Below are 24475 nucleotides of genomic sequence, written 5' to 3'. Positions count from 1 at the left end.
CCGGCCTCAGAACAGCGAGCCCTGGCGGGGCGCGGGCTTTTCCTCCACCTCGCCCTTCATGCCCTTCTTGCGTGGCGGCACGCCGCCGCCGGCTCCGGTGACGGCATCCACCGTGCCGTCGGCGAACTCGATGGCAATGGCGCGGCCGGGGCCAAGGCTGGCGGCGCCCTTCACCGGCACCCCCTCCTCGTCGCGCACCAGCGCATAGCCACGCTTCAGGACATTCCGGTAGGAAAGCGATTGCAGCATGCGGTCCTGCGCCTGCAGAAGGGCGCGGCGGCGGGCAAGGTCGCCGGCAAGCGCGCTTTCGGCACGCAGCGCAAGACCCGACAGGCGGTCACGCGCGCGACCGGTTTGCGCGGCGATACGGGCGGGTGTTGCGCGCAGCGAAACATCGAAAGCGGAAAGGCGCGCACGGACCTGGTCGAGCCGGCGCTCGACGATGCGGTCGGCGCGCTGCAGGCGGTCGGCGACACGCTGGCGCCGCTCGGCGATGCGCGTCAGCAGCATGTCGGGCCGCAAATGCGCTGCCGTACGCTCGAAGGCGCGGCGCTTGCCCACGGTGTTCATCTGCAGGCCGCGGCCAAGGCCCGCCGCCGCCTCGTCGAACCGGCGGCGCGGCAAGGCGAGAAGCTGGTCGAGCGAGGGCAGCGCCCGAGCGAGTGCGCGAACGCCCTGCCGACGGCTGTCCATCTGGCGCGCCGTGGCGCCGCGCAGGCGCGCGGTGAGCGAAGCGATTTCCGCATCGAGATCGGCCTTGACCGGCACTGCCATTTCGGCCGCCCCCGTCGGCGTCGGGGCACGGCGATCGGCGGCGTGGTCGATCAGCGTCCAGTCCGTCTCGTGGCCGACGGCGGAGATCAGCGGGATTTTCGAAGCCGCGGCAGCGCGCACGACGATCTCGTCGTTGAAGCTCCAGAGGTCTTCGAGACTGCCGCCGCCCCGGGCAACGATCAACACGTCCGGTCGCGGGATCGGGCCGGCCGGCTCGAAGGCGTTGAAGCCCTCGATGGCCGTGGCAACCTCCTGCCCCGACCCTTCGCCCTGGACCTTGACCGGCCAGACGACGACATGGACCGGGAAGCGGTCGGCGATGCGGTGCAGGATATCGCGGATGACGGCGCCCGTCGGCGAGGTGACGACACCGATCACCTTGGGCAGGAACGGCAGCGGCTTCTTGCGTTCGGCATCGAAAAGGCCTTCAGCGGCGAGCTTGCGGCGACGCTCCTCAAGCAATGCCATCAGCGCACCGGCACCGGCCGGCTCCAGTGCCTCGATGACGATCTGGTATTTCGAGGAGCCCGGGAAGGTGGTGATCTTGCCGGTCGCGATCACCTCCATGCCCTCTTCCGGCTTGAAGCGCAGGCGCGAAAAGCTGCCCTTCCAGATCACCGCATCGATGCGCGCGCGATCGTCCTTCAGCGAGAAATAGGCATGGCCCGAAGAATGCGGGCCGCGATAACCCGATATCTCGCCGCGCACGCGCACCTGGTCGAAGGCCTGTTCGACCGTGCGCTTGATGGAGCCGGAAAGCTCCGACACCGAATATTCGGCAAGATTGCTGGGCGAATCAGTCTCGGGGAAAAAGCTCATGCGGCAAAGTGTAGTGCGTTTGCCGGCGGATGACAGGGTGCTGCCGCCAGCATCCCCAGCCCACTTTGCGCTTTCCCACCCTATTCCGGCTTCACCCGGTAGAGGCGCAGCACAGCCCCTCCGGCCCCTTCGACCGGTTCGAGATACGCCGGGACCTCCCCTTTCAGAAGGTCGGCATAGAGCCCTTCCGGCTCCGCATCCGCAAGAAGCAGCGTTTCGGTGTTGCCGGGGCAGAAGGCAAGCAGCGTCACGCCGGCACCGCGCAGGAAAGCCTCGGCCTGGCGGGGATTGGACAGGCCGATATGCAGCTGCGTCAGCATGCCGCCCTGATTGCGGTGGTAGGGCGCCGAGAGCACGCGATGACCGCTGAAACGCAAGATCGACGTGCCGATATCCGAAACGGCAGCCACCACACCGGCCGGCTCGCGGGCGAGCGGCGCCAGAACGGCCTCGTCGGTGCAGGCCGGCGGCTTCGCTCCGCCGGCAAGCTCGGCGCGCAACACATTGCCGGAATAGCCCGGCACCAGGGCGCCGGCGAGCGCCCAGGTTGCGGGCGTCGAGGCAAGCGTCAGACCGGCGAAGGCAAGGCCCAGCCTCAGGTTCTTCGGCTGCGCATTGGCGGCCGTGCGCAGCTCGGCGATCATCCGGCCAAGTGGAATGGCGGCGAGCACATGGACGAAGATCGAGCCACGGACCTGGAGGAGGGAAACGGCAAAGGCGACGGCCAGCAGCGCTAGCAGGATGAGATGCGCCTCGGTGGCCTCGCGGCGATAGACGCTTCCGACGCAGACGGCGATGGCGAGAAGACCCGTCGCGTAGAAACTGCCGATCGATGTGGGATCGAGACGGAATTGCGCCAGCGCCGACTGGGCCTCGATGACCATGTCGAGCCAGAAGGTCTTCAGCAACGGATCAAGCGCGGCGAGCGGATTGGCGAGGCACCCGGGCGCGACCAGCAGCACCGCGACGGCAACGATGCCCCCTGCAGTCGCAAGGGCAGCCAATCGGCCGCGGAAAGACCAGGTGCTCGCCAGCGAAGCCGTGAGAAACAGCGTGCCGCCGCCGAACGTCGCCAAGGCATAAAAGCCATAGGAGAGGCTGTCGCAGGTCACCTGCGTGTAGCGCGACGGCGCGACGGTGGCAAAGAAGGCGGCGGTCACCGTCAGGGCGAGCGAAAGGCCGAAGGCGGTGGCCGCATCACGGAAGGCACGGCCATGCCAGACCCAGCGCAAGGCGACGACGAGGCAGACCGCGCCGATGAGCGGCGTCGTCTCCACGCCGATGGCAATGGCAAAACCGGCAAGCACGCCGGCAATGGCGTGGTCGCGCGCCCGCATGGCGGGGGCGAGCAGCATCGCGGCAATACCGGCGATGAGCGCGACCTGGACGTTGTGGTGGTCGATCGAACCGGGCTGGAAGCGGTTGAGCGAGACGACAAGAATGACCGTCAGGACCAGCGTCGTGTGCATCGCCATGGTGCCGCCGAGCCGGTAACCGGCAAGCCCCGCACTGAAAAGCACGGGCAGGACGAGGAACGACGGCCAGACGGCAAGCGCCAGCGCCTCGGCCTGTCGCTGCCCGGCGAAGAGCGAGAAGAAGCTGATCAGGTTGGCGATCGGCAGATCGACGAAGCGCGACCAGTGCATGAGCGTACCGCCGGCAAGACCAAGGCGATACTGGGTCGTATCGAACCAGCTCTGCCCGGCCAGGAGATCCCGCACCACGACGAGGCGCATCCTGTCGTCGTTGTCGACCCCGACGTAATCGGTCGCGAAGGGCAGCGACAGTGCGAGCAGAAGCGCAATCGTCAGGAGACTGTAGAGAGCAAGCACATGCCATGTCATCCCGAAGCGCCCCGTGGACGCATCCCGGGTTGCAAACGACAGGGCAGCAGGCATGGATTTCGACACGTTTCGCCCCTTCGTCCACCATTGGAAGCCTGCCGAAACCTAGCCTTAACCTTCTCAAGAAATAGTAAAACCGTGGGTCGCATGAAGGGGCCCGCGCCGGGAGAACGCGCCGCCATGACGGAAAACCTGATGGAAGACCTGGGGATCGCCGTGCTGCTGCCCTGCTACAACGAGGCGCAGACGATCGGCGACGTCGTTCACGGCTTTCGCGCCGCCCTGCCGTCCGCCCGCATCTATGTCTACGACAACAACTCCACCGATTCGACCGCATTGCGCGCGGCGCTGGCCGGTGCGACGGTCGTGCGCGAGCGCCGCCAGGGCAAGGGCAACGTGGTGCGCCGCATGTTCTCCGACATCGAGGCCGACATCTACATCATGGCCGACGGCGACGGCACCTACGCCGCGTCCGATGCGGCCGAACTCATCCGCACGCTGATCACCGAAGGCGCCGACATGGTCGTCGGCACGCGCCGCGGTGTGCATGCGGATGCCGGCCGACAGGGCCACGCCTTCGGCAACCGTATCTTCAACACCCTATTCCGCTCGCTCTTCGGCAACGATTTCTCCGATATCTTCTCCGGCTACCGCGCCTTCTCGCGTCGCTTCGCGAAGAGCTTTCCCGCCGTTTCCGGCGGCTTCGAGATCGAGACCGAAATGTCCGTGCACGCCTCTCGGCTGCGCATGCCGATCGCCGAGCTGGAACTCGACTACGGCCGCCGGCCGGAAGGCTCGCATTCCAAGCTCTCCACCTTCAAGGACGGCGCGAAGATCCTCTGGATGTTCGCCATGCTGATGAAAGAGACACGACCCTTCCTGTTCTTCAGCGCCATCAGCGGCGTCTTCATGGCGGCGAGCCTCACCTTCATGGCGCCGGTTCTGGCCGCCTATTTCCACACCGGCCTCGTCGAGCGCATGCCGACCTGGGTTTTCTCGCTCGCCCTGATGATGATCTCGTTCCTCGTCTTCTCCGCCGGCCTCATCCTCGATTCCCTCGCCCGCGCCCGCGCCGAGCAGTTGCGCATCCACTACATGAACCAGTCCGCAGGCCGGCATATCCGCAGCGTCCGCAAGGCGGACAAGGCCACGCGGCATCTTGCGGCCTGATCGAACGGAAGACGAGCATGAACAGGGAAACCACCAACCGCATTCGTTTCGTCATCGAGGACGTGCTGCCGCCGATCCTGCGCGATTCCGCGCTCTTCCGGCAGGCGGCAAGCCTCGTATGGGGCAAGCACATCGGCAAGCTCGCAAAATTCCGTGAGCGAGCGCCGTTTCTGACTGCCGCGGAATATGAAGACCTCTATCGCGAACATCCACGCGTCCATGCCGGCACGGACAATTCGCAGGCCTGCATCGACCGCATCGTCGGCTCCATCGCCGGGGAAAGCATCTGCGACGTCGGTTGCGGCACCGGCGCGCTGCTCAGCTACATCAAGGCCGGCAACCCTGATCTCAAACGGCTGACCGGCGTCGATTTCGTCGTTGACGACGCGGCCCATATCGCAGGCGTCGAATATGTCGCGGCGATGATCGAATCCCTGCCCTTCGCCGATGGCGAGTTCGATACGGTCGTCTGCACCCATGTCATCGAACATGTGCTGGAATACCGCCAGGCGATCGCGGAACTTCGCCGCATCGCGCGCCGGCGTCTGATCATCGTCGTGCCGCGCGAGCGAGAGTACCGCTATAGCTTCAACCCGCATTTCAACTTCTTCCCCTACACGCATTCCTTCCTGCGCGCCGTGCATCCTGTGCCGCCCCGCCACGTCTGCCTCGATATCGGCCGCGACATCTTCTACATGGAAGACCGTGCGGAGGCCGAAGCGTGACGGCGAGCGCTTATAGCCCTGCGGTCTGGGCCGGCCTGCTCGGCACGCCGCTCCTGATCGCGACGGGACAGGTGCTGTTCAAGCTGACGAGCGGCACGACCGGCGATTTCGGCCTCAAGGGGCTGGCAGCGCTGGCGTTCAATCCGCTTCTTCTTCTCGCCCTCGCGATCTACGGGGCAGGCACCGTCATCTGGATCTTCGTGCTGAAAGCGGTGCCTCTGACGATCGGCTATTCGTTCATGGCACTGACCTTCTGCTTCGTGCCGCTCTTCGCCAGCCTTTTCCTCGGCGAAGCGCTGACGCTGCGCTACGCGGTTGGGGCCTTCCTCATCATCGGCGGCATGCTCGTCATCAACACCTGACTTTCATCACTCCTCGAAATGCGCCCGCGTCCCGGCATCCGCCGGGAAGAAGCTTTCGATCAGCACACCCTGCACCAGCGCATCCTGCACGGAGCCGAAGGAGGTAAGCGTGGTGATCCAGTTGAAATGTTTTGTCCCGATCTTCATCTCGATCGGCAGGATCGGCAGCCGGCCCGTCTCCGGAAAGGCTTGCAGCGCGGCCTGGATGTCAGCCGCGGCGGCCAGCCGCTCGATGCGCTTCAGGAGCGGGCTGCGCGGCCCCTGCAGCCAGGCCTCGGCACGGATGCGGTGCACGAGATCGGCGGCCGATTGCGCCCAGTTGACGACGATCGAGCGTAGCGGCGTCGGCCCGAGATAGGCATCGAGGAAGTTGTCGCCCGGCGAGACGGCGATGCCCGCCATGCCGGCAAGGCCAAGAAAGGCCTGGTTGGCAGTCAGCACGTTGTATTCGTGGTCGAAGACAACGCCCGGATAGGGATCGTGGCGGGCGAGGATGAGGCCGATCGCCTCCGCCACGGCAGGCGGGAAGGCGGCAAGGCTCGTGGCCGGTGCCGTTGCGAAGCGTGGGCGAAAGCCGGCGGCGGAAAACAGCAAGCCCTGATCGCGCGCCGGAATATCCAGCACCGCGGAGAGGCGCAGGATCATGCCTTCCGAGGGGCGCGAGCGACCAGTCTCGAGAAAAGACAGATGGCGGGCTGAAATGCCGGCCTCGCTTGCCAGCTCCAGCTGGCTCATACGGCGATGGCCGCGCCACTCCTTGAGATGCTCACCGAATTCCATGCGGTCCTCCTTTTCATCTCCCGCACTAAACAGGAGGCCCGGCATGATTTCCATTACCTCCAAGGTAATTGGTTTACGCCACCGGCCCCGGCAGGATCAGCACATCGAAACCGAAAGGAGCCCACAATGTTCGCTGCCATCAACCGCAACCTGCTGAAGTCCATCATGCTTGCCGACGGTGTCTTCTCGCTTGCCGCTGCCGTCCTTCTCTTTGCCCTGTCGGGCCCGATCGGCGCCCTCGTCGGTCCGCTCGCAACACCGGCTGTCCTCAATGGTTTTGCCGCTTTCTTCGCCCTCTGGGGCGCCTTCCACCTCGCTGTCGGGCGGCAGGAGCAGCCCTCGGTCTCGGCCGTCCGCTTCGCCATTGCGGGTGATGCAGCCTGGATCGTCGGCAGCATCGCCGTCCTCGCCCTCGCCGGCAGCGGGCTGACGCTTGCCGGCATGGGGCTGATTGCGCTTGCCGCCGTGGTCGTCGCCGATGTGCTTCTCCTCAAGAAGATCGGCCTTGGCCGCCGGCAGCGCGCCGCGCTTGCCTGACCGCGCCGATGCCCCCACCACGTGCCCTCGCCATTGGCGGGGGCACGTGCCGTTTCAGGGCCGACACAATGCAGCCGCCTACCGCGCAAGGGAGATTCCCCTTCTCTGGAAAATGCACTACCGTCGCGCCCGAATGAAAACGGGGAACCCTTCATGCGTGTTATTTTTTCCGAGGACCACAAGCTCAGGAACGCTCGTAGCGAGCTTTACGGCGGCGAGCTCGTGCCGCCCTTCGAGGCGCCGTTCCGGGCGGAGTGGATCCTCGCCGCGGTCAAGGATGCCGGTTTCACCGACGTTTCCGCGCCGGTACGCCACGGGCTGGAAACCGCACTGAAGGTGCATGATGCCGGCTACCTTTCCTTCCTGGAAGGCGCCTGGGAGAAATGGAAGGCCGCCGGCTACAAGGGTGAGGCCATTGCGACCTCCTTCCCGGTGCGCCGCACCTCGTCGCGCATCCCGAGCCAGATCGACGGCCTGCTTGGCTACTATTGCAATGCGACAGAAACGGCGATCACCTCCGGCACCTGGCAGGCCGCCGTCTCCTCCATGCAGAGCGCGGTGACAGCGGCCGATATCGTGGCTGACGGCGCGAAGGCGGCCTTCGCGCTTTGCCGCCCGCCGGGCCATCATGCGTGCATCGACAGTTTCGGCGGCTACTGCTTCATCAACAACGCCGCCGTCGCCGCCCAGCGCTTCCTCGACAAGGGCGCCAGGAAGGTTGCCGTGCTCGATGTCGACTTCCATCACGGCAACGGCACGCAGGATATTTTCTACGAGCGCGGCGACGTCTATTTCGCCTCGCTGCATGGCGACCCGACCGAAGCCTTCCCGCATTTCCTCGGCTATGCGGAAGAGACCGGCAAGGGCGCAGGGGTAGGCACGACACAGAACTATCCGATGCCGCCCGGCACCCCCTTCTCCGTCTGGGAGGCGGCACTCGCCGATGCCCTGAAGCGCATTTCAGCCTTCGGCGCCGAGGTGATCGTGCTCTCGCTCGGCGTCGACACCTTCGAGAAGGACCCGATCTCCTTCTTCAAACTGACTTCGCCGGACTACATCACGATGGGGCGGGCGGTCGCGGCCAGCGGCGTGCCTGTCCTCGTCGTCATGGAAGGCGGCTACGGCGTGCCGGAAATCGGCCCCAATGTCGCCAACACGCTGAAGGGCGTTGCCGGCTGAGGCCAGCATCAATTTTCCTGAAGCAAGGCGTCACGATTATCCATTTGCCGCGTGACGCCCCCTCCACTAATGCATGTCCCGCTAAAGTGCGCTGAGGTTCTTCAAACCCGGTGCTTTCAGCGGGCAGCCGGGAGGGCATTTCATGGCCGATCAACAGACAGCGACAGGCGGCGGGCTTTCGGGCTCCGGCAATGCAGGTCTTCTCACCGGGGTCATCCTCTGCCTTGCGTCCATGTCGAGCGTGCAGTTCGGCGCAGCCTTTTCGGCCACCGCGATTGCCGACTACGGGCCCTTTGCCACGACCTTCCTGCGCCTCGTGATGGCAGCGTCCGTGCTGGCGCTGATCGTGCGGCCCCCCATGCGCTCCTACAGCCGCGAACAGTGGAAAAGCGCGCTGGCGCTGGGCACCACCATGGCGGCGATGACGCTCTGCTTCTTCGCCGCCATCGGGCGCATCCCGCTCGGCCTTGCCGTGGCGATCGAGTTCCTCGGACCGCTCGCCGTGGCGACATGGGGACTCGGCGGCGGCTGGCGGCTGATCTGGCCCCTCGCGGCCTTCCTCGGCGTGGTGCTGCTCTCCCATGACGGCGACGGCTGGGTCGGCGATCCCGTCGGCCTGCTCTTTGCCTGCGGTTCCGGCATCGGCTGGGGCACCTACATCGTGCTGATGAAGAAGGCCGGCCGGGTCTTTCCGGGCCTCGAAGGCCTTGCCATGTCGCTGATCATAGCCGCGGTCGTCGCCGCGCCCTTCGGCCTGGTGCGGGCGCATGAGGCGATGAGCCCGGAAGGCCTCGGCATGATGCTCGGCCTTGCGCTTCTGGTGCCACTCATCCCCTATGCGCTGGAAATGATTGCCCTGCGCCGCATGCCGGTGGCCGCCTTCGGCATTCTGATGAGCCTCGAGCCCGCCCTTGGCGCGCTTGCCGGCTTCCTCGTGCTCAGCCAGCCGATGACGCCTTTGCAGATGCTCGGCACGGGCCTCGTGGTCGCCGCAAGCGCCGGCGTCACTTCCAGCGGGGGCGGCGAAACCTAGGCAAATGCGCGCCTCTTTCATGTTCCTGCCGCAATCGGTAGGTTGAAGCAGAATCATCGAAGTCTCGGGGATGCCTGCATGTACAAGAAATGCGCTGTTGTCGCGGTTGCCGCGGTCTATCTTTCTGCCTGCACGACCACCGACCCCTATACGGGCGAACAGAAGGTTTCCAACACGGCCGGCGGTGCGGCGATCGGCGCGGGCGTCGGCGCGGTCGCCGGTCTCCTGATCGGCAACAACCCGGTGCAACGTCGCAATGCCGCGCTGATCGGTGCCGGCGTCGGGGCACTGGCCGGTGGCGCCATCGGCAACTACATGGACAACCAGGAAGCCGAGCTGCGCGCCCAGCTTCAGGGCACCGGTGTTTCCGTCACGCGCATGGGGGATCGCATCATCCTCAACATGCCGTCGAACGTCACCTTCGCTACGGATCAGGACCAGGTGATCCCGCCGTTCTATCCGACGCTCGATTCGGTCGCGCTCGTCTTGCGCAAGTTCAACAAGACGCTGATCGACGTCGACGGCCACACCGATTCGGTCGGCAATGCCGGCTACAACATGGACCTCTCCAACCGCCGCGCCAATTCGGTCGCCAATTACCTGGCCGGCCGCGGTGTCGACCCGCGTCGCATGTCGGCGATGGGCTACGGCCTGGAACGTCCGATCGCCTCCAACGCCTCGGAAATGGGTCGCGCGCAGAACCGGCGCGTCGAAATCGCGATCTCGCCGCTTAAGCAATAAGATACCGCAGATTTTCGCGGGGGGCCATCAGGGCCCTTCGCGACCCGGCGCCCATTCCAGCCGCTTGTAATCGAAACCGTATTTCAAGGTCGGCTTGACGATCTCGAAATAGGGCGAGAGATCGAAGTCGCGCGGCGTATAGAGCGAATGATGGCGGATGTGCAGGATTTCTTCGCGCGAATAGGTCGACGTCGCCGCGGCATGGCCGGGCGCTCGCGTGATGTCGGGCAGGATCGGATAGCGGATCGCCTCGAAGGCTTCCGCAATCAGCGTCGAGCAGATCGCCCGCGTCGGATCGCCTGAACCGAAGGCGATCATGCGGCGGCGCCAGCGGACGGGCACCGGCGGCGTGGGCATGAAATAGCGCAACATGTCCGTGATGTTCTTCAGATCGTATTTCAGCCCGAGGCGCGAGATCATGAAGGCGACGAGCGTGTCGCGATCCTCCGGCGTCAGCCCCACCGGGCGGCAGATGCGCGTATTGTAGGTACGGTACTTGGTGAGCGGCACGGCAACGCAGCCCTCGCCGAGATTGACCTCGATAAGCTGCGGGCGCTGCGCCGCCGGCAGCGTTGCCTGATCCAGCGTCAGCGGCACCTCATCACCGACGAAGAGCGCCGCATGCGACCAGGTGGACTGCGTCAGGTACTTGATCGCGGCCGAGACCTTCTGGTTGCCCTCCACCAGCAATACGTCGCCGGGCCGCAACGTGCGCGCCAGCGTTTCAGGATCGGAAGGCGTGTAGGGCTCATAGCCGGAGGTCTGGCCTTGCAGCTTGTCGGCAAAACGGCGGCCGAGGCGATCGAGCAGCGTGTCGCGGCTTGCGGTAAGCGGCTTCAGTCCGGCGGTCACATCACGTCCTTCGCAGTCTCCACTACGGCCACACTAAAGCATGTCGCGCAAAAGTGTGCAGCGGTTTTACGAGAACGGCACGCGGAAAATCAGCCCCCCCAGCGGAACGAGCGAGCAGGGATATCGGATGCGCCTTGGCCCGCAGGCGCGACATCCTGTCGAGGTTGACCAAGGCATGTTCGATCCTATATTTAGAATTATTCTAAACTGGATTGTTACCGATGTTCTCCCGCCTTTTCCGCCCCGGCAAACGCAGCCTCGAATCCCTAAGCGAACAGGAGATCCTCGCCCTTGCCATCTCCTCGGAAGAGGACGACGGGCGCATCTACCTTGCCTATGCCGATACGCTGCGCGACGCCTATCCGCATTCCGCCCGCATCTTCGAGGAGATGGCCGAGGAGGAGAGCCATCACCGCCAGATGCTCATCGATCGCCATGTGGCACGCTTCGGCGACCGCATCCCACTGGTGCGGCGCGAACATGTGCGCGACTTCCCGGAACGCAAGCCGGACTGGCTGATCCAGAGCATGCCTCTCGAGGCGATCCGCGCGCAGGCCGAGGCGATGGAGGACGCTGCGCACCGCTTCTACCTTGCCGCCGCCTCCCGCACCGAGGACGCCGCAACGCGAAAACTGCTCGGCGACCTGGCGCTTGCGGAGAAATCCCATGAATCGCTCGCCCGCCGGCTTGGCAAACAGCACACACCTGAAGATGTGAAGGCGGAGGAAGACCAGACGGCACAGCGGCAATTCGTGCTGACCTATGTGCAGCCGGGCCTTGCCGGCCTGATGGACGGCTCTGTCTCGACGCTCGCGCCAATCTTCGCCGCCGCCTTCGCCACGCAGGACACCTGGCAGACCTTCCTCGTCGGTCTCTCGGCCTCGGTCGGCGCCGGCATCTCGATGGGTTTCACGGAAGCGGCCCATGACGACGGGAAACTCTCCGGCCGCGGTTCGCCGGTCAAGCGCGGCCTTGCCTCGGGCATCATGACCGCCGTCGGCGGTCTCGGCCATGCCCTGCCCTATCTGATCCCGAACTTCATGCTGGCGACGACCATCGCCGTCTTCGTCGTCTTCGTGGAACTCTGGGCGATCGCCTTCATCCAGAACCGCTACATGGAAACGCCGTTCTTCCGCGCGGTTCTCCAGGTCGTGTTCGGCGGCAGTCTCGTGCTGGCTGCTGGCGTGCTGATCGGCAATGCATAGGGAGACGGAGAGGCCTAGCGGCCTGTCGGGCGGTTCATGTCGCGCACCACCCAGCGGAAGAAGAGATAGACGCCGACACCCATGATGGCGAGCGGCAGGAGATTGGCAGCAGAATCCATTTCGACCTCGATAACCTCCCGGGGAGGGAATTAAGGCCTTGCTAACCAATGTTCAATCCGCAAGCCGGCAACGGTCCGTTCACAAAATGCGACCGGTGCTCACGAATTGGAAAGCGGGGCGTGACCGCCCCGCTCCGGTCCCGGTCAGGCGCGCAGCGTGCCGCCCGTGGTCTTGACGACATTGCCGACGATCTTGGCGGTGAGTGCCTCGAAGTCCTCGTCCGTCAGGGTCTTGTCGGTCGGCTGGAAGACGACTTCGATGGCGATCGACTTCTTGCCTTCGCCGAGCGATGCGCCCTCGAAGACGTCGAAGACGTTGACGGCGGCGATCAGCTTGCGGTCCGCCCCCGTCGCAGCGCGCACGATGGCGCCGGCTTCCACCGTCTTGTCGACGACGAAGGCGAAGTCGCGCTTGACGGCCTGGAAGGGCGAGAGATCGAGTGCCGGCTTGGTGCGGGTCGCCTTCTTCTTCGGGTCCGGCATGGCATCGACAAAGATCTCGAAACCGCAGAGGGCGCCGGATACGTCGAGCGCGCCGAGCGCCTTCGGGTGGAACTCGCCGAAATATCCAAGCACGATCTTCGGGCCCATCTTGATCGTGCCGGACCGGCCCGGATGATACCAGCCGGGCGCACCGGGCTCGATCTGCACATTGCCCATCGGCAAGCCGCAGGCCTCGATCACGGCCAGCGCATCGGCCTTGGCGTCATAGACGTCAACCGGCTTGCCGCCACCCTTGGCGGCATTCGACCAGAGGCGGCCGGAACCGGCAAGCGAGGCCGTGCCGCGGCGCACACCGCCGGCAACGCGGCGCTGGCCCTCGGGCCTGTCGTTCTCATAGGTGCCGGAGACCTCGAAGAGCGCGACATCGCCATAGCCCTTGTCGGCATTGCGCTGTGCGGCGGCAAGCAGGCCCGGCAGCAGCGACGGGCGCATGTCCGACATATCCGATGCAATCGGATTGGAGAGCGCCAGCGAGGCAGCACCGCCGCCGAAGAGTTCGGCATGGGCCTTCGGGATGAAGGACCAGGTGACGGCCTCCAGCATGCCGCGTGAAGCAAGCGCCCGCTTGGCTAGGCGCGAGCGGATCTGCAGCGTGGTCAGGATGCGGCCATTGACGGCACCATGGCTTTCGAGCGGCGCCGGCTTGATGTTGTCGACGCCGTGGATGCGCATGACCTCTTCCACGAGATCCGCCTTGCCATCGACGTCGGGACGCCAGGAGGGGACCGCGACGGAGACCCGCTCGCCCGAGCCGGTGACGGTGAAGCCGAGACGGGTCAGGATATCAACGCTCTCTTGCGACGACACTTCAAGGCCGGTCAGGCGCTTGACCTCGGAGAAGGGGAAATCGACGACCTTGGCGTCAAACCCCCTGTAGCCGACGACATCCGTCTTCGCGGCCACGCCGCCGCAGAGTTCCAGCACCAGCGCTGTGGCGCGCTCGATGCCGGGAACCATGTATTGCGGATCGACGCCGCGCTCGAAGCGGTAGCGCGCATCGGTGATGATACCGTGCGCACGGCCGGACTTGGCGATGTTCATCGGGTCCCAAAGCGCCGATTCGATCAGCACGTCGATCGTGTTCTCGTCGCAGCCTGAATGTTCGCCGCCCATGATGCCGCCGATCGATTCGATGCCGTTGTCATCGGCGATGACGACGTTGGCCGGGTTCAGCGTGTATTCGCGCGTGTCGAGCGCCAGCACCTTTTCCCCCTCGGCCGCGCGGCGCACGACGAGGTTGCCCTTCACCTTGGCCGCGTCGAAGACGTGCAGCGGGCGGCCCTGGTCGAAGGTCATGTAGTTGGTGATGTCGACGAGCGCGTTGATCGGGCGAAGGCCGATGGCGAGAAGCCGCTGCTGCATCCAGCGCGGGCTCGGGCCATTCTTCACGCCGCGCACAAGCCGGAGCGCGAAACCGGGGCAGAGATGATCCTCCCCGCCAAGCTCCAGCTTCACCTTGACCGGTGTCTCGCCCTCGACCTGGAAGGACGGGGCCTTTGGGGCCTTCAGCGTACCGAGGCCGGAGGCGGCAAGATCGCGGGCGATACCGAAAATGCTCGTGCAGTCCGGGCGGTTCGGCGTCATGTTGATCTCGACGACCGGATCGTCGAGGCCGGCATAGGCCGCATAGCTCGTGCCGACAGGCGCATCGGCCGGCAGGTCGATGATGCCGTCATGGTTGTCGGAAATTTCCAGTTCCTTTTCCGAGCACATCATGCCGCGGCTCTCGACGCCGCGGATGGTGCCGACGGCAAGCGTCACGTCGATGCCGGGCACATAGGTGCCGGGCGCGGCGAAGGCGCCGACAAGCCCCGTACGCGCATTCGGCGCGCCGCAGACGACCTGGATCGGGTCGCCCTTGCCGGTATCGACCATCAGCACGCGCAACTTGTCGGCGTTCGGGTGCTGCTCGGCGGAAACGACCTTGGCGATGACGAAGGGCTTGAAGGCCGCCTTGTCGTCGACGTCTTCCACTTCAAGGCCGATCGCCGTCAGCTTCGCGCAGATCTCTTCGAGCGTGGCGTCGGTCTCAAGGTGATCCTTCAGCCAGGAGAGGGTGAATTTCATGAAAATGTCTCCTTGGATGCCGGTTACGCGCTGAGGCCGCCGAACAATGTCGGCATGTCGAGCGGGCGGAAGCCGTAGTGGCTGAGCCAGCGGACATCGGCGTTGAAGAAGTCGCGCAGGTCAGGCATGCCGTATTTCAGCATGGCGATGCGGTCGAGGCCCATGCCCCAGGCAAAGCCCTGATATTCATCGGGGTCGAGCCCACCGGCGCGCAGGACGTTCGGATGGACCATGCCGCAGCCGAGGATTTCCATCCAGTCGGTGCCTTCGCCGAACTTGACGATCGGGCCCGAGCGATCGCACTGGATATCGACCTCGAAGGACGGCTCGGTGAACGGGAAGAAGGACGGGCGGAAGCGCATCGTGACGCTGTCGACCTCGAAAAAGGCCTTGCAGAACTCTTCCAGCACCCAGCGCATGTTGGCGACATTGGCGGTCTTGTCGACCACGAGGCCTTCGACCTGATGGAACATGGGTGAATGGGTCGCGTCACTGTCCTGACGGTAGGTCTTGCCGGGAATGATGATGCGGATCGGCGGCTTCTGCGCTTCCATGGTGCGGATCTGCACCGGCGAGGTGTGCGTGCGCAGCACCTTGCGCTCGCCGTTCTCGTCCGCGGGGAAGAAGAACGTGTCGTGCATCTCGCGGGCCGGATGGCCTTCCGGGAAGTTCAGCGCCGTGAAGTTGTAGTAGTCCGTCTCGACGTCGGGACCTTCAGCGATGGAAAAGCCCATGTCGCCGAAGATCGCGGTGATCTCGTCGACGATCTGGCTGATCGGATGGATGCGGCCGCGCTCGGCGGGCGAGGAGCGCACCGGCAGGCTGACATCCACCGTCTCGGCGGCAAGGCGCGCCTCGATGGCAGCATCGCGCAGCGCCGTCTTGCGCTCGGTGATCGCATCGGTGACGCGGGTCTTCAACGCGTTGATCGCCGCGCCGCGCGTCTGGCGCTCTTCCGGCGACATGGTGCCGAGCGTCTTGAGGAGTTCGGAGACGGAACCCTTCTTGCCGAGGGCGCCGACGCGCACGGCTTCGATCGCCGCCTCGTCAGAGGCTTCGGCGACGGCGGAAAGGAGGCCATGTTCCAGTGTATCGAGTTCAGTCATCTTTACCTGCTTTGCTTGCGTCGGCCGGGCGGGGCGGCAGGAGAACCTGCGACAGATAGCGGGTTGCGGCGAGGAAACGCCGCAGATCACTACCCATGTGCACGCGCCCGATCAATCGGGTGAGCCATAAAAACTTGGCGAGAAACGCCACGAGAAGACAGAGTTCGGAAAGCGCATCACCGGGCGCGCTCTCCATCCAGGCGGAAAGCGCCCGGCCCGCGGTCGTTTCGCCATCGAGCGCGCTCGGCACGAGCTGGAGAAACAGGAGCCACAGGTCGCGCGCCTGGGCGGCGGGCAGCGGCATGGCGGCTTCCGGTTCCTCCTCGAAATCCATGTAGCCGACACGGCCATTCTCGAGAAAGAGGTCACGCGGGTGCGGGCGTCCGTGACAGAGGTTCAGCGCATGCACGGACCCGAGATCGGCAGCACAGGCAACGAGCAGCGCATCATGGCGCGCCGGATCGGCTGATTTCAGCGTTCCCAGCTGCATGCCGATCGTCGGACCGGCATCGGACAGGACAAGCGCACCGTCCGAGCGATAGAGCACCTTCGGCACCGGCAAGCCCTCGGCAGCGAAGGCCTCGAGCCGCCGCACCTCGCGATCCACCATGGCCTTGCGGTCCAGGCGCGGAGAGGCGCGCAGGAAGGGTTTGCGGAACAGCCGGGCGAGCGCATTTTGCGCATGCGTCCAGACGATCGGCTTTTCCGTGCCGTAGCGCTTCACCCAGACGGTGCCGAACGACATTTCCACGCGCTCGATACGGCGCGCACCACGGGCAAGAACAGCGAGAAGCGTCTCGATGTCCCTGGGGGTCGCATCCGGGATCGCGGATAGATCGTTCAGCCTGCCATCCATCTCCAGTCCTCCGATGAGGCCGGTCCACAAAGCAAAAACCCGCACCGGTTCCCCGGCGCGGGTTTCACAACGAAACGATGTTTTGGTTGTGGAAGCGCCGGTTAGTTTACGGCGGCTTCAAACTCGTTCTTCGTGCCGGTGTCCTTGAGGTATTCCAGCGCCTTCTTGGCGGCTGCGACGAGCGCGCCGAAAGCTGCGGTCTCATGGATCGCCATGTCGGACAGAACCTTGCGGTCGACTTCGATGCCAGCCTTGTTCAGGCCATCGATGAAGCGGCCATAGGTCAGGCCGTGCTCGCGGACGGCAGCGTTGATGCGCTGGATCCAGAGCGCGCGGAAATTGCGCTTGTTGACCTTGCGGTCGCGGTAGGCGAACTGCTTGGAACGATCAACCGCGGCCTTGGCGGCGCGGATGGTGTTCTTGCGGCGGCCGTAGAAGCCCTTGGCTGCCTTCAGCGTCTTCTTGTGCTTGGCGTGGGAAGTTACGCCGCGTTTTACACGTGCCATGTCATGATCTCCTTAACGTATCAAATCGCGCGATTAGTCTCAGAGACCGTTCGGCAGGTAGTTCTTGATGACCTTCTTGCCATCGGGCTCGGCCAGCACCATGGTGCCGCGCGCGTCGCGAATGAACTTGTTGGTACGCTTGATCATGCCGTGGCGCTTGCCGGCGGCAGCTGCAACGACCTTGCCGGTCGCGGTGATCTTGAACCGCTTCTTGGCAGAGGACTTCGTCTTCATCTTGGGCATTTTGCTACTCCATTCTTCTTGAATTCGAGACACACTGACGAGGTGCATCTCCAGCGTAAAGAACGGCCACGGCATGCCCTGCCGGACCGTTCGGACGGCGGCTTGTAACCGATGTCCCTCAAAAGCGCAACCGGAATCCTCGAACCCCGACATCCGGCAGGCAGAAACGGAAAAGCCGCCCCGAAAGGCGGCTTCGATCCGGTGGTCATGGGGTCGCGTTACCGCGGCGCGAGCACCATCATCATCTGGCGGCCTTCGAGCTTCGGCTCAGCTTCCACCTTGGCGATGGTTTGCGTGTCTTCCTTGACCTGCATCAGGAGCTTCATGCCAAGCTCCTGGTGGGCCATTTCGCGGCCGCGGAACTTCAGGGTCACCTTGACCTTGTCGCCTTCGTCGAAGAAGCGGTTCATCGCCTTCATCTTCACGTCATAATCATGCGTGTCGATGTTCGGGCGCATCTTGATTTCCTTGATCTCGACGATCTTCTGCTTCTTGCGCGCTTCGGCCGCCTTCTTCTGGTTGGCGTATTTCAGCTTGCCCAGGTCAAGGATCTTGCAGACGGGCGGCTCGGAGTTCGGCGAAATCTCCACGAGATCGAGGCCGGCTTCTTCGGCCATGCGGAGTGCCTGATCAGTCGGGACGGTGCCGTGGTTGTTACCGTCGGCATCGATAAGCTGAACCCGGGGAATCCGGATTTCCTTGTTGGAGCGCGGGCCGTCCTTGACGGGGGCTTCCGCTTTAAAGGGTCTGCGAATGGTCGTGTTCTCCTCGAACTGTTTCGATAGGTATGGGCCTGCGTCGACCGGGCCGTTTGCCCGCCTGACGGCGTTTTCCGGCAATGTGTTGATCGCGCTTGCGAAGTCAATAGCATGCCGCGTGGAAAAAATCACCACCTGTCCTTGCACGCGCGAATCTGGTCTAGCTCTCGGCAAAAGACCGGCCGGCGAGCGCTTTGCCGCGGTCGGGGCACAGGACAAGGAGATAGGCATGACGGCGTCGAACGGCAACGGGGTCCCTGCGGAATTCATCACCGTGGGCGCGGGTGACGACGCCCGCAAGATCGCGATGGCGCTTCAGCCGGCCGCAGCCGGCAACGATCTGGCGCACATCATTTGGCTCGGCGGCTACCGGTCCGACATGACCGGCACCAAGGCGGTGGAGCTTGCCGGGCTTGCCGCCCGCCTCGGCACCGGCTGCGTACGCTTCGACTATTCGGGCCACGGCGCCTCCGGCGGCGCCTTCGTCGACGGCACGATCTCACGCTGGCTGGAGGAGACGCTCGCGGTGATCGACCACGCGGCAAAGACGCTCGGCTCGCGCCGCGCGGTGCTCGTCGGCTCCTCGATGGGCGGGTGGATCGCACTGCGTGCCGTGGCCGAACTTGCCGGGCGCGGCGGCATCGACATCGCTGGCCTCGTGCTCATCGCGCCGGCGCCGGATTTCACCTCGGACCTGATCGAGCCCAACTTGACGGAGGCCGAGCGCACGGCGCTGGCCGAGCGCGGCCAGTTCGAGGAGCCGACGCCCTACGGCCCCGACCCGAACATCTATACGCGCAAACTCATCGAGGACGGCCGCGACAACCGCGTTCTGACCGGCGCCATCGAGACCGGCTGCCCCGTGCACATCCTGCAGGGCATGGCCGACCCCGATGTACCCTATGGCCATGCGGTGCGCCTGATGGAGCACCTTTCCGGCGACGACGTCGTGCTGACCATGATCCGTGACGGGGACCATCGTCTGTCGCGCCCGCAGGATATCGCCAAGATCCTCGAGGCAACAGAAGCCCTCGTCCGCGGGCGATGAGGCCCCGGCCCGATCACATTTTAACCATATTCCCGCATCGCCAAATCTCATGATTGACGAAGTGCCCGCCTGACCGTTAACTCTTTGTTAACGATTAGGGGACGTTTCATGGCACGAATGATTGGTGCGAAGGCTGGGGTTGCGGCGGTTCTCGCTCTCCTCGTTTCTTCTTCCTCGGCTTTCACGGCGCCGGCTTCGGCGCTGACCATGCAGACCGGCGGCATCACGTCCCAGCCGATCGGCCATTATGAATTCTGTCAGACCAACGCTTCCGAGTGCCGCACGGGTGTGCGCGGCCAGGCGCCTGCCAAGGTGACGACCTTCGGCTGGACGGTGGTGCGCGAGATCAACGCCAGCACCAACCGTGCCGTCACGCCGATGACCGACAAGGACCTCTACGGCAAGGACGAGGTCTGGGCCTATCCGGACGGCGCAGGCGACTGCGAGGATTATGTTCTGCTCAAGCGCAAGAAGCTGATCGAAAAGGGCTTTGCTGCCGGCGATCTGCTGATCACCGTCGTGCGCAAGCCGGATGGCGAAGGCCATGCCGTGCTGACGCTGCGCACCACGGAGGGCGACTTCATCCTCGACAACCTCAACAACGAGGTCAAGCTCTGGACGGAAACGCCCTATCGCTACCTGAAGCGCCAGGCTTCTTTCCACGCCGGCCGCTGGGTCTCGATCGAAAACGGCGATGCCGTCATGGTGTCGTCTGTCGGCCAGTAAGACACATTTCGCAGGGGGACTGCGAAGGCCGCGGAGCAATCCGCGGCTTTTGTCTTTTCAAGAACCGACCCCACGGAATGGCACGCCCCAACGTTACACCGCCAGGGCCGCCTCGCCGATCCGCTTGTAGAAGAAGGTCGTCGCGCAGAAACGGCCATCCGGGTAGAGCGCATAGTCAGGAATAACCCCGGCGCGTTGCCAGCCGAGGCGTTCGTAGACGGTTTCCGCGGGGCTGCCGGTGGCGGTATCGAGCACCAGCACAGTCTTGCCGCGCTGCGCGGCCTCCGCCTCGGCAGCGGCCATCAGCCTGCGGGCGACGCCGCGGCCGCGCTCGCTCTCCTTGACGAGCAGCTTCTTCACATCCGCCCGGTGCGGCTGGTTCGGCATCTGGCGGATGCCGACCTGCACCGTGCCGACGATCCGCCCTTCCCGTTCGGCGGCGAAGAGCAACGTCGCGCCCTCACCCACAGACGCCGCCACATCCTGCCAGAAGGGCAGCGCATCGGCCGGCCCATAAGGCGCCATGAAGCCGACGGAGGCCCCGCCAGTCACGCAATCGGTCAGCACATCCGCCAGTTCGCCCAGCCGGGCCCGGGTTTCATCGGCATCGAGCAGCCTGATCTCGCTCATCTCGTCCTCCTGGCTCAGGATCGACCGCGGTCCAGCACCACGGCATAATGCGCCGGCTCCACGCCGGGATTCTCGAAGACATGCCCTTCGGTGATGCTCATATATAGGCAGTCCCCGGGGTAAAGCTCATGCACGGCCGTGCCGACCGTCATGCGCAGACTGCCGGCAAACAGCCAGACGTGCTGCGTCATGCCGGCCTTGGCCGTTTCCGGCGGATAGGCGATGCGCGCGCCCGGCGGAAACGCCACGTCGATCACCTCGACGCGCGAGGCCGTGTTCGGCGCCGAGACGGCACGACGCTGGTAGCCCGTTTCGGGATCCCGCCAGACCACCTGGTCCTCAAGCCGCGACAAGGGATCGCCCGCCGCCTCGGAGAAGGCGAAGAAGGCGGAGAGCGTGAGATCGAGCGCGGCACAGAGCCGCGAGAGCAATTGTGCCGTCGGGCTCGCCTCGCCGCGCTCGATGCGCGAGATCATCGCCCGGCTGACGCCGGAGGCGCCGGCAAGGTCTTCCAGCGTCTGGCCGCGCGCCATGCGCAACAGCCGCACGCGCTCGCCGATGGCACTTTCCAGGGGGTCGATTGCTTCTTCCATTATCATGGAATAATTATCTCTTATAATAGAGTCAATGGACTGAGCCTTTCCAAAATAATATTTTCCGGCGATGCCGCTCCCGCGACAATGCGACATCCACCTGCCGGATAAGGTGCCGCAGCAAGAATCGGAGGGCGGGCGGATGACAGGTGAAGCACAGCGGGCGTCCTCGCTCTTTTCCATCACCGCCATCGTCGTTTCGATGACCTTCGTCGCCATCGGCAACGGGGTGATGCTGGCCTATGTGCCCTACGTGCTGTCGCGCGCCGATGCGCCCTCCTGGACGCCGGGGGCAGCCGTCACGGCGATCGCCTTCGGCGGGCTTGTCGGCTGCGTCATCGCGGGCCCCGTCATCCGCCGCGTCGGCCATGCCCGCGCCTTTTCCTGCTCGCTGGCGCTGGTCATCATCGCGGCCTTCCTCGTCGCGCTCGGCGTCAACCCGGTCATCTGGATCCTCGCCCGCGGCATCTACGGCGTGGCCGGCAATGCGAATTTCATCATAGCCCAGAGCTGGCTCAACCATGCCAGCGACAATCGCTGGCGCGGCAAGGCCATGTCCTTCTTCTACATGGCCTATGTGCTGGGGCTCGGCGTCGGCGCCTGGCTGTTCGGCCGCATGCCGGCGGATGGCAATCTCGCACCACTCGTCACCATCTTCGTCACCACGATCGCGCTGCTGCCCATCGGCCTCACCCGACTGCCCACGCCACCGGCACCCGCCCGGGTCAGCGTCGATTTCGCCATGGCCTGGCGCAACTCGCCTGTCGCGCTGATCGGCGTCCTGGCCGCCGGCGGCCTCTCCATGGTCGTACAGGGCTTTACGCCGATCTATGCCGCCACGAACAAGGTCGGCCAGACGGATGTGGCGCTCCTGATGTTCGTCATGCAGTTCGGCCTCATCTTCGTACAATACCCGCTTGGCACGCTCTCCGACCGTATCGACCGGCGCATCGTGCTGATCGCCACCTGCATGCTGATCGCAAGCACTGCGGTCGCGGCTCTTTTCGTCTCCTTCCAGGCCTTCGTCATCCTCATGATCGTCTTCGCGCTTTGGGCGGGCGCCGTCGAAAGTGTCTATTCGATCGCCAATGCGCACGCCAACGACCGGACCGACCCCGAGGATTTCGTGCCGCTCGCCTCGACCCTCCTCGTCGCCTGGTCGACGTCTGCGACACTGGTTCCACTCGCCGTGACGGCGCTGACCCCGGTCTTCGGCCCGAAGACTTTCATCTATGCCGCCATGGCCGTGGCGCTGCTCTATGCCGGCTTCGTTGCCCAGCGGCTGCGGCTGCGCGAGACCGTGCCGCCGGAGGCGCGGGAGAACTTCGAGATCAGGAGCGCCCAGCTGCCGAATGCCGGCGCGCTCGTCGAAGGCGAAAAAGCCCCGGAATAGCGGCGTTCGCACGCACGAAACCCTTCATTTACCGCTTTGCGGGAATCTCCCCCGCTGCTATATGGCGCGCATGAGCACCAACAATTCGACGCCCCTCGACCATATCCGCAACTTCTCGATCGTGGCCCATATCGACCACGGCAAGTCGACGCTTGCCGACCGGCTGATCCAGTCGACCGGCGGCCTTGCCGACCGCGAGATGTCGGAGCAGGTCCTCGACAATATGGATATCGAGCGCGAGCGCGGCATCACCATCAAGGCCCAGACCGTACGCCTGCACTACAAGGCGAACGACGGCGAGACCTATGTGCTGAACCTCATCGACACGCCCGGCCACGTCGACTTCGCCTACGAAGTCTCGCGCTCGCTGTCGGCCTGCGAGGGCTCGCTGCTCGTCGTCGATGCCTCCCAGGGGGTCGAGGCCCAGACGCTCGCCAACGTCTACCAGGCGATCGACAACAATCACGAGCTCGTCACCGTGCTCAACAAGATCGACCTGCCGGCCGCCGAGCCCGACCGCATCAAGGAACAGATCGAGGAGGTCATCGGCATCGACGCGTCGGAAGCCGTGCTGATCTCCGCCAAGACCGGCCTCGGCATTCCGGATGTGCTCGAAGCCATCGTCCAGCGATTGCCCGCGCCGAAGAGCGAGGGCGGCGAGAAGGCCCCCCTGAAGGCGCTGCTGGTCGACAGCTGGTACGATACCTATCTTGGCGTCATGGTTCTCGTGCGCGTCATCGAAGGTCGCATCAGCAAGGGCCAGACCATCCGCATGATGGGCACGGATGCGAAGTACACGATCGAGCGCGTCGGCGTGCTGACGCCGAAGATGGTGGCGATGGATTCGCTCGGCCCGGGCGAGATCGGCTTCATCACCGCCTCGATCAAGGAAGTGGCCGACACGCGCGTCGGCGACACGATCACCGAAGACAAGCGCCCGACGGCAAAGGCCCTGCCCGGCTTCAAGCCGGCCCAGCCTGTCGTCTTCTGCGGCCTCTTCCCGGTCGATGCCGCCGATTTCGAGGACCTGCGCTCGGCAATGGGCAAGCTGCGTCTCAACGACGCCTCGTTCTCCTTCGAAATGGAAAGCTCGGCCGCGCTCGGCTTCGGCTTCCGCTGCGGCTTCCTCGGCCTTCTGCACCTCGAAATCATCCAGGAACGCCTGGAGCGCGAGTTCGATCTGGACCTGATCGCGACGGCCCCCTCGGTCGTCTACAAGCTGTTCATGACCGACGGGTCCGAACGCGAGCTGCACAATCCGGCAGACATGCCCGACGTCGTGAAGATCTCGGAAATCCATGAGCCGTGGATCCGCGCGACGATCCTCACGCCCGACGATTATCTCGGCGGCATCCTGAAGCTCTGCCAGGACCGCCGCGGCATCCAGATCGAGCTGACCTATGTCGGCACCCGCGCCATGCTGACCTACGACCTGCCGCTCAACGAAGTCGTCTTCGACTTCTACGACCGCCTGAAGTCGATCTCCAAGGGCTACGCCTCGTTCGACTACCAGATCACCGACCACAAGGAAGGCCATCTGGTGAAGATGTCGATCCTCGTCAACGGCGAGCCGGTCGATGCGCTGTCCATGATGGTGCACCGCATGGCGGCGGAAAAGCGCGGTCGCGACATGTGCGAGAAGCTCAAGGAGCTGATCCCGAAGCACATGTTCAAGATCCCGATCCAGGCCGCCATCGGCGGCAACGTGATCGCCCGCGAGACGATCTCGGCGCTGCGCAAGGACGTCACCGCCAAGTGCTACGGGGGCGACGCCACCCGCAAGCGCAAGCTGCTCGACAAGCAGAAGGCCGGCAAGAAGCGTATGCGCCAGTTCGGCAAGGTGGAGATTCCGCAGGAAGCCTTCATTGCCGCGCTCAAAATGGGCGACGAATAAGACAAAAAGGG

The 24475-nt window shown here is 64.7% G+C and carries 24 protein-coding genes; 12 read left to right on the top strand and 12 right to left on the bottom strand.

What is annotated here, in order from left to right; genetic code table 11:
* Window positions 1-6: 6 nt before the first annotated feature.
* Window positions 7-1593, bottom strand: coding sequence for an exodeoxyribonuclease VII large subunit (gene xseA / locus P9A16_RS12055; RefSeq protein WP_024270150.1), 1587 nt, complete (start codon window positions 1591-1593; stop codon window positions 7-9).
* An 80-nt stretch (window positions 1594-1673) separates the two neighbouring features.
* The gene (locus P9A16_RS12050; protein WP_051758597.1) at window positions 1674-3437 is read right to left on the bottom strand and encodes a hypothetical protein; all 1764 of its coding nucleotides are present in this window, start codon (window positions 3435-3437) and stop codon (window positions 1674-1676) included.
* 180 nt (window positions 3438-3617) lie between these two features.
* Here P9A16_RS12050 and P9A16_RS12045 point away from each other — a divergent pair, with 180 nt between their 5' ends.
* From P9A16_RS12045 to P9A16_RS12035, 3 genes are read left to right on the top strand one after another with little or no spacing between them, the layout of a single operon-like run.
* Window positions 3618-4607, top strand: a complete 990-nt coding sequence (locus tag P9A16_RS12045; protein ID WP_278025707.1) for a glycosyltransferase — start codon at window positions 3618-3620, stop codon at window positions 4605-4607.
* 17 nt (window positions 4608-4624) lie between these two features.
* Window positions 4625-5332, top strand: a complete 708-nt coding sequence (locus P9A16_RS12040; protein WP_023512451.1) for a class I SAM-dependent methyltransferase — start codon at window positions 4625-4627, stop codon at window positions 5330-5332.
* Window positions 5329-5694 (top strand): EamA-like transporter family, encoded by a 366-nt coding sequence (locus tag P9A16_RS12035; protein WP_023512452.1) that lies wholly within the window; start codon window positions 5329-5331, stop codon window positions 5692-5694. The genes P9A16_RS12040 and P9A16_RS12035 overlap by 4 nt, the downstream gene beginning before the upstream one ends.
* A gap of 6 nt (window positions 5695-5700) precedes the next feature.
* Here P9A16_RS12035 and P9A16_RS12030 read toward each other — a convergent pair whose 3' ends face one another.
* Window positions 5701-6474, bottom strand: coding sequence for a helix-turn-helix domain-containing protein (locus tag P9A16_RS12030; RefSeq protein ID WP_037405661.1), 774 nt, complete (start codon window positions 6472-6474; stop codon window positions 5701-5703).
* 126 nt (window positions 6475-6600) lie between these two features.
* Between P9A16_RS12030 and P9A16_RS12025 the strand changes: the two genes are divergently transcribed.
* The 4 genes from P9A16_RS12025 (at window position 6601) to P9A16_RS12010 (ending at window position 9964) form a co-directional block, all read left to right on the top strand.
* The gene (locus P9A16_RS12025; protein WP_023512454.1) at window positions 6601-7011 is read left to right on the top strand and encodes a hypothetical protein; all 411 of its coding nucleotides are present in this window, start codon (window positions 6601-6603) and stop codon (window positions 7009-7011) included.
* Window positions 7012-7164: 153 nt separating this feature from the next.
* Entirely contained in the window at window positions 7165-8190 is a 1026-nt protein-coding gene (locus P9A16_RS12020; RefSeq protein ID WP_023512455.1) for a histone deacetylase family protein, read from the top strand.
* Between the two features lie 142 nt (window positions 8191-8332).
* Window positions 8333-9223, top strand: a complete 891-nt coding sequence (locus P9A16_RS12015; protein WP_023512456.1) for an EamA family transporter — start codon at window positions 8333-8335, stop codon at window positions 9221-9223.
* 78 nt (window positions 9224-9301) lie between these two features.
* Entirely contained in the window at window positions 9302-9964 is a 663-nt protein-coding gene (locus P9A16_RS12010; RefSeq protein ID WP_023512457.1) for an OmpA family protein, read from the top strand.
* 27 nt (window positions 9965-9991) lie between these two features.
* Here P9A16_RS12010 and P9A16_RS12005 read toward each other — a convergent pair whose 3' ends face one another.
* The gene (locus tag P9A16_RS12005) at window positions 9992-10816 is read right to left on the bottom strand and encodes a hypothetical protein (RefSeq protein WP_023512458.1); all 825 of its coding nucleotides are present in this window, start codon (window positions 10814-10816) and stop codon (window positions 9992-9994) included.
* Window positions 10817-11037: 221 nt separating this feature from the next.
* On the opposite strand from P9A16_RS12005, the gene mbfA reads away from it, so the two are divergent.
* Window positions 11038-12021, top strand: coding sequence for an iron exporter MbfA (gene mbfA / locus P9A16_RS12000; protein ID WP_023513677.1), 984 nt, complete (start codon window positions 11038-11040; stop codon window positions 12019-12021).
* Between the two features lie 263 nt (window positions 12022-12284).
* Here mbfA and pheT read toward each other — a convergent pair whose 3' ends face one another.
* From pheT to infC, 6 genes are all read right to left on the bottom strand, one after another.
* Window positions 12285-14711 carry a phenylalanine--tRNA ligase subunit beta gene (gene pheT, locus P9A16_RS11995; RefSeq protein ID WP_023513679.1) on the bottom strand — a complete coding sequence of 809 codons (2427 nt, stop codon included), beginning with the start codon at window positions 14709-14711 and terminating at the stop codon, window positions 12285-12287.
* A 23-nt stretch (window positions 14712-14734) separates the two neighbouring features.
* On the bottom strand, window positions 14735-15817 hold the full coding sequence (gene pheS / locus P9A16_RS11990) for a phenylalanine--tRNA ligase subunit alpha (RefSeq protein ID WP_023513680.1): 1083 nt from the start codon (window positions 15815-15817) through the stop codon (window positions 14735-14737).
* Entirely contained in the window at window positions 15810-16673 is an 864-nt protein-coding gene (locus tag P9A16_RS11985) for a hypothetical protein (protein WP_023513681.1), read from the bottom strand. Before P9A16_RS11985 ends, pheS begins: the two co-directional genes overlap by 8 nt.
* Window positions 16674-16774: 101 nt before the next feature.
* A complete protein-coding gene (gene rplT, locus P9A16_RS11980; RefSeq protein ID WP_023513682.1) occupies window positions 16775-17179 on the bottom strand; it encodes a 50S ribosomal protein L20 in 405 nt (134 codons plus the stop codon).
* Between the two features lie 39 nt (window positions 17180-17218).
* Complete coding sequence (rpmI, locus tag P9A16_RS11975; RefSeq protein WP_024270153.1) at window positions 17219-17422, bottom strand: 50S ribosomal protein L35; 204 nt, start codon at window positions 17420-17422, stop codon at window positions 17219-17221.
* Window positions 17423-17640: 218 nt separating this feature from the next.
* On the bottom strand, window positions 17641-18177 hold the full coding sequence (infC, locus tag P9A16_RS11970; protein WP_037405667.1) for a translation initiation factor IF-3: 537 nt from the start codon (window positions 18175-18177) through the stop codon (window positions 17641-17643).
* 232 nt (window positions 18178-18409) lie between these two features.
* Between infC and P9A16_RS11965 the strand changes: the two genes are divergently transcribed.
* Window positions 18410-19228, top strand: coding sequence for an alpha/beta hydrolase (locus tag P9A16_RS11965; protein ID WP_023514373.1), 819 nt, complete (start codon window positions 18410-18412; stop codon window positions 19226-19228).
* Between the two features lie 108 nt (window positions 19229-19336).
* Complete coding sequence (locus P9A16_RS11960) at window positions 19337-19954, top strand: transglutaminase-like cysteine peptidase (RefSeq protein WP_023514374.1); 618 nt, start codon at window positions 19337-19339, stop codon at window positions 19952-19954.
* Between the two features lie 93 nt (window positions 19955-20047).
* On the opposite strand, the gene P9A16_RS11955 is transcribed toward P9A16_RS11960, so the two are convergent.
* Window positions 20048-20584 carry a GNAT family N-acetyltransferase gene (locus tag P9A16_RS11955; protein ID WP_023514375.1) on the bottom strand — a complete coding sequence of 179 codons (537 nt, stop codon included), beginning with the start codon at window positions 20582-20584 and terminating at the stop codon, window positions 20048-20050.
* Between the two features lie 14 nt (window positions 20585-20598).
* Window positions 20599-21183: a helix-turn-helix domain-containing protein gene (locus P9A16_RS11950; protein ID WP_023514376.1), complete on the bottom strand. Its 585-nt coding sequence runs from the start codon at window positions 21181-21183 to the stop codon at window positions 20599-20601.
* Window positions 21184-21319: 136 nt separating this feature from the next.
* Between P9A16_RS11950 and P9A16_RS11945 the strand changes: the two genes are divergently transcribed.
* Window positions 21320-22570, top strand: coding sequence for an MFS transporter (locus P9A16_RS11945; protein WP_023514918.1), 1251 nt, complete (start codon window positions 21320-21322; stop codon window positions 22568-22570).
* A gap of 61 nt (window positions 22571-22631) precedes the next feature.
* Window positions 22632-24464 (top strand): translation elongation factor 4, encoded by a 1833-nt coding sequence (gene lepA, locus P9A16_RS11940; protein ID WP_024270155.1) that lies wholly within the window; start codon window positions 22632-22634, stop codon window positions 24462-24464.
* Window positions 24465-24475: the final 11 nt, after the last annotated feature.

Source organism: Shinella sp. 838, assembly GCF_029623935.1.
Lineage (GTDB): Bacteria > Pseudomonadota > Alphaproteobacteria > Rhizobiales > Rhizobiaceae > Shinella.
The sequence above is the reverse complement of the archived record's forward strand: the minus strand, read 5'-3'. Positions and strand labels throughout refer to the sequence as shown.

What these genes read in the sequence shown, in the direction of transcription:
- xseA (WP_024270150.1), bottom strand. Translation starts at nt 1,593, where the DNA reads ATGAGCTTTTTCCCCGAGACTGATTCGCCCAGCAATCTTGCCGAATAT.
- P9A16_RS12050 (WP_051758597.1), bottom strand. Translation starts at nt 3,437, where the DNA reads ATGACATGGCATGTGCTTGCTCTCTACAGTCTCCTGACGATTGCGCTT.
- P9A16_RS12045 (WP_278025707.1), top strand. Translation starts at nt 3,618, where the DNA reads ATGACGGAAAACCTGATGGAAGACCTGGGGATCGCCGTGCTGCTGCCC.
- P9A16_RS12040 (WP_023512451.1), top strand. Translation starts at nt 4,625, where the DNA reads ATGAACAGGGAAACCACCAACCGCATTCGTTTCGTCATCGAGGACGTG.
- P9A16_RS12030 (WP_037405661.1), bottom strand. Translation starts at nt 6,474, where the DNA reads ATGGAATTCGGTGAGCATCTCAAGGAGTGGCGCGGCCATCGCCGTATG.
- P9A16_RS12025 (WP_023512454.1), top strand. Translation starts at nt 6,601, where the DNA reads ATGTTCGCTGCCATCAACCGCAACCTGCTGAAGTCCATCATGCTTGCC.
- P9A16_RS12020 (WP_023512455.1), top strand. Translation starts at nt 7,165, where the DNA reads ATGCGTGTTATTTTTTCCGAGGACCACAAGCTCAGGAACGCTCGTAGC.
- P9A16_RS12015 (WP_023512456.1), top strand. Translation starts at nt 8,333, where the DNA reads ATGGCCGATCAACAGACAGCGACAGGCGGCGGGCTTTCGGGCTCCGGC.
- P9A16_RS12010 (WP_023512457.1), top strand. Translation starts at nt 9,302, where the DNA reads ATGTACAAGAAATGCGCTGTTGTCGCGGTTGCCGCGGTCTATCTTTCT.
- mbfA (WP_023513677.1), top strand. Translation starts at nt 11,038, where the DNA reads ATGTTCTCCCGCCTTTTCCGCCCCGGCAAACGCAGCCTCGAATCCCTA.
- pheT (WP_023513679.1), bottom strand. Translation starts at nt 14,711, where the DNA reads ATGAAATTCACCCTCTCCTGGCTGAAGGATCACCTTGAGACCGACGCC.
- pheS (WP_023513680.1), bottom strand. Translation starts at nt 15,817, where the DNA reads ATGACTGAACTCGATACACTGGAACATGGCCTCCTTTCCGCCGTCGCC.
- P9A16_RS11985 (WP_023513681.1), bottom strand. Translation starts at nt 16,673, where the DNA reads ATGGATGGCAGGCTGAACGATCTATCCGCGATCCCGGATGCGACCCCC.
- rplT (WP_023513682.1), bottom strand. Translation starts at nt 17,179, where the DNA reads ATGGCACGTGTAAAACGCGGCGTAACTTCCCACGCCAAGCACAAGAAG.
- rpmI (WP_024270153.1), bottom strand. Translation starts at nt 17,422, where the DNA reads ATGCCCAAGATGAAGACGAAGTCCTCTGCCAAGAAGCGGTTCAAGATC.
- P9A16_RS11965 (WP_023514373.1), top strand. Translation starts at nt 18,410, where the DNA reads ATGACGGCGTCGAACGGCAACGGGGTCCCTGCGGAATTCATCACCGTG.
- P9A16_RS11960 (WP_023514374.1), top strand. Translation starts at nt 19,337, where the DNA reads ATGGCACGAATGATTGGTGCGAAGGCTGGGGTTGCGGCGGTTCTCGCT.
- P9A16_RS11955 (WP_023514375.1), bottom strand. Translation starts at nt 20,584, where the DNA reads ATGAGCGAGATCAGGCTGCTCGATGCCGATGAAACCCGGGCCCGGCTG.
- P9A16_RS11950 (WP_023514376.1), bottom strand. Translation starts at nt 21,183, where the DNA reads ATGATAATGGAAGAAGCAATCGACCCCCTGGAAAGTGCCATCGGCGAG.
- P9A16_RS11945 (WP_023514918.1), top strand. Translation starts at nt 21,320, where the DNA reads ATGACAGGTGAAGCACAGCGGGCGTCCTCGCTCTTTTCCATCACCGCC.
- lepA (WP_024270155.1), top strand. Translation starts at nt 22,632, where the DNA reads ATGGCGCGCATGAGCACCAACAATTCGACGCCCCTCGACCATATCCGC.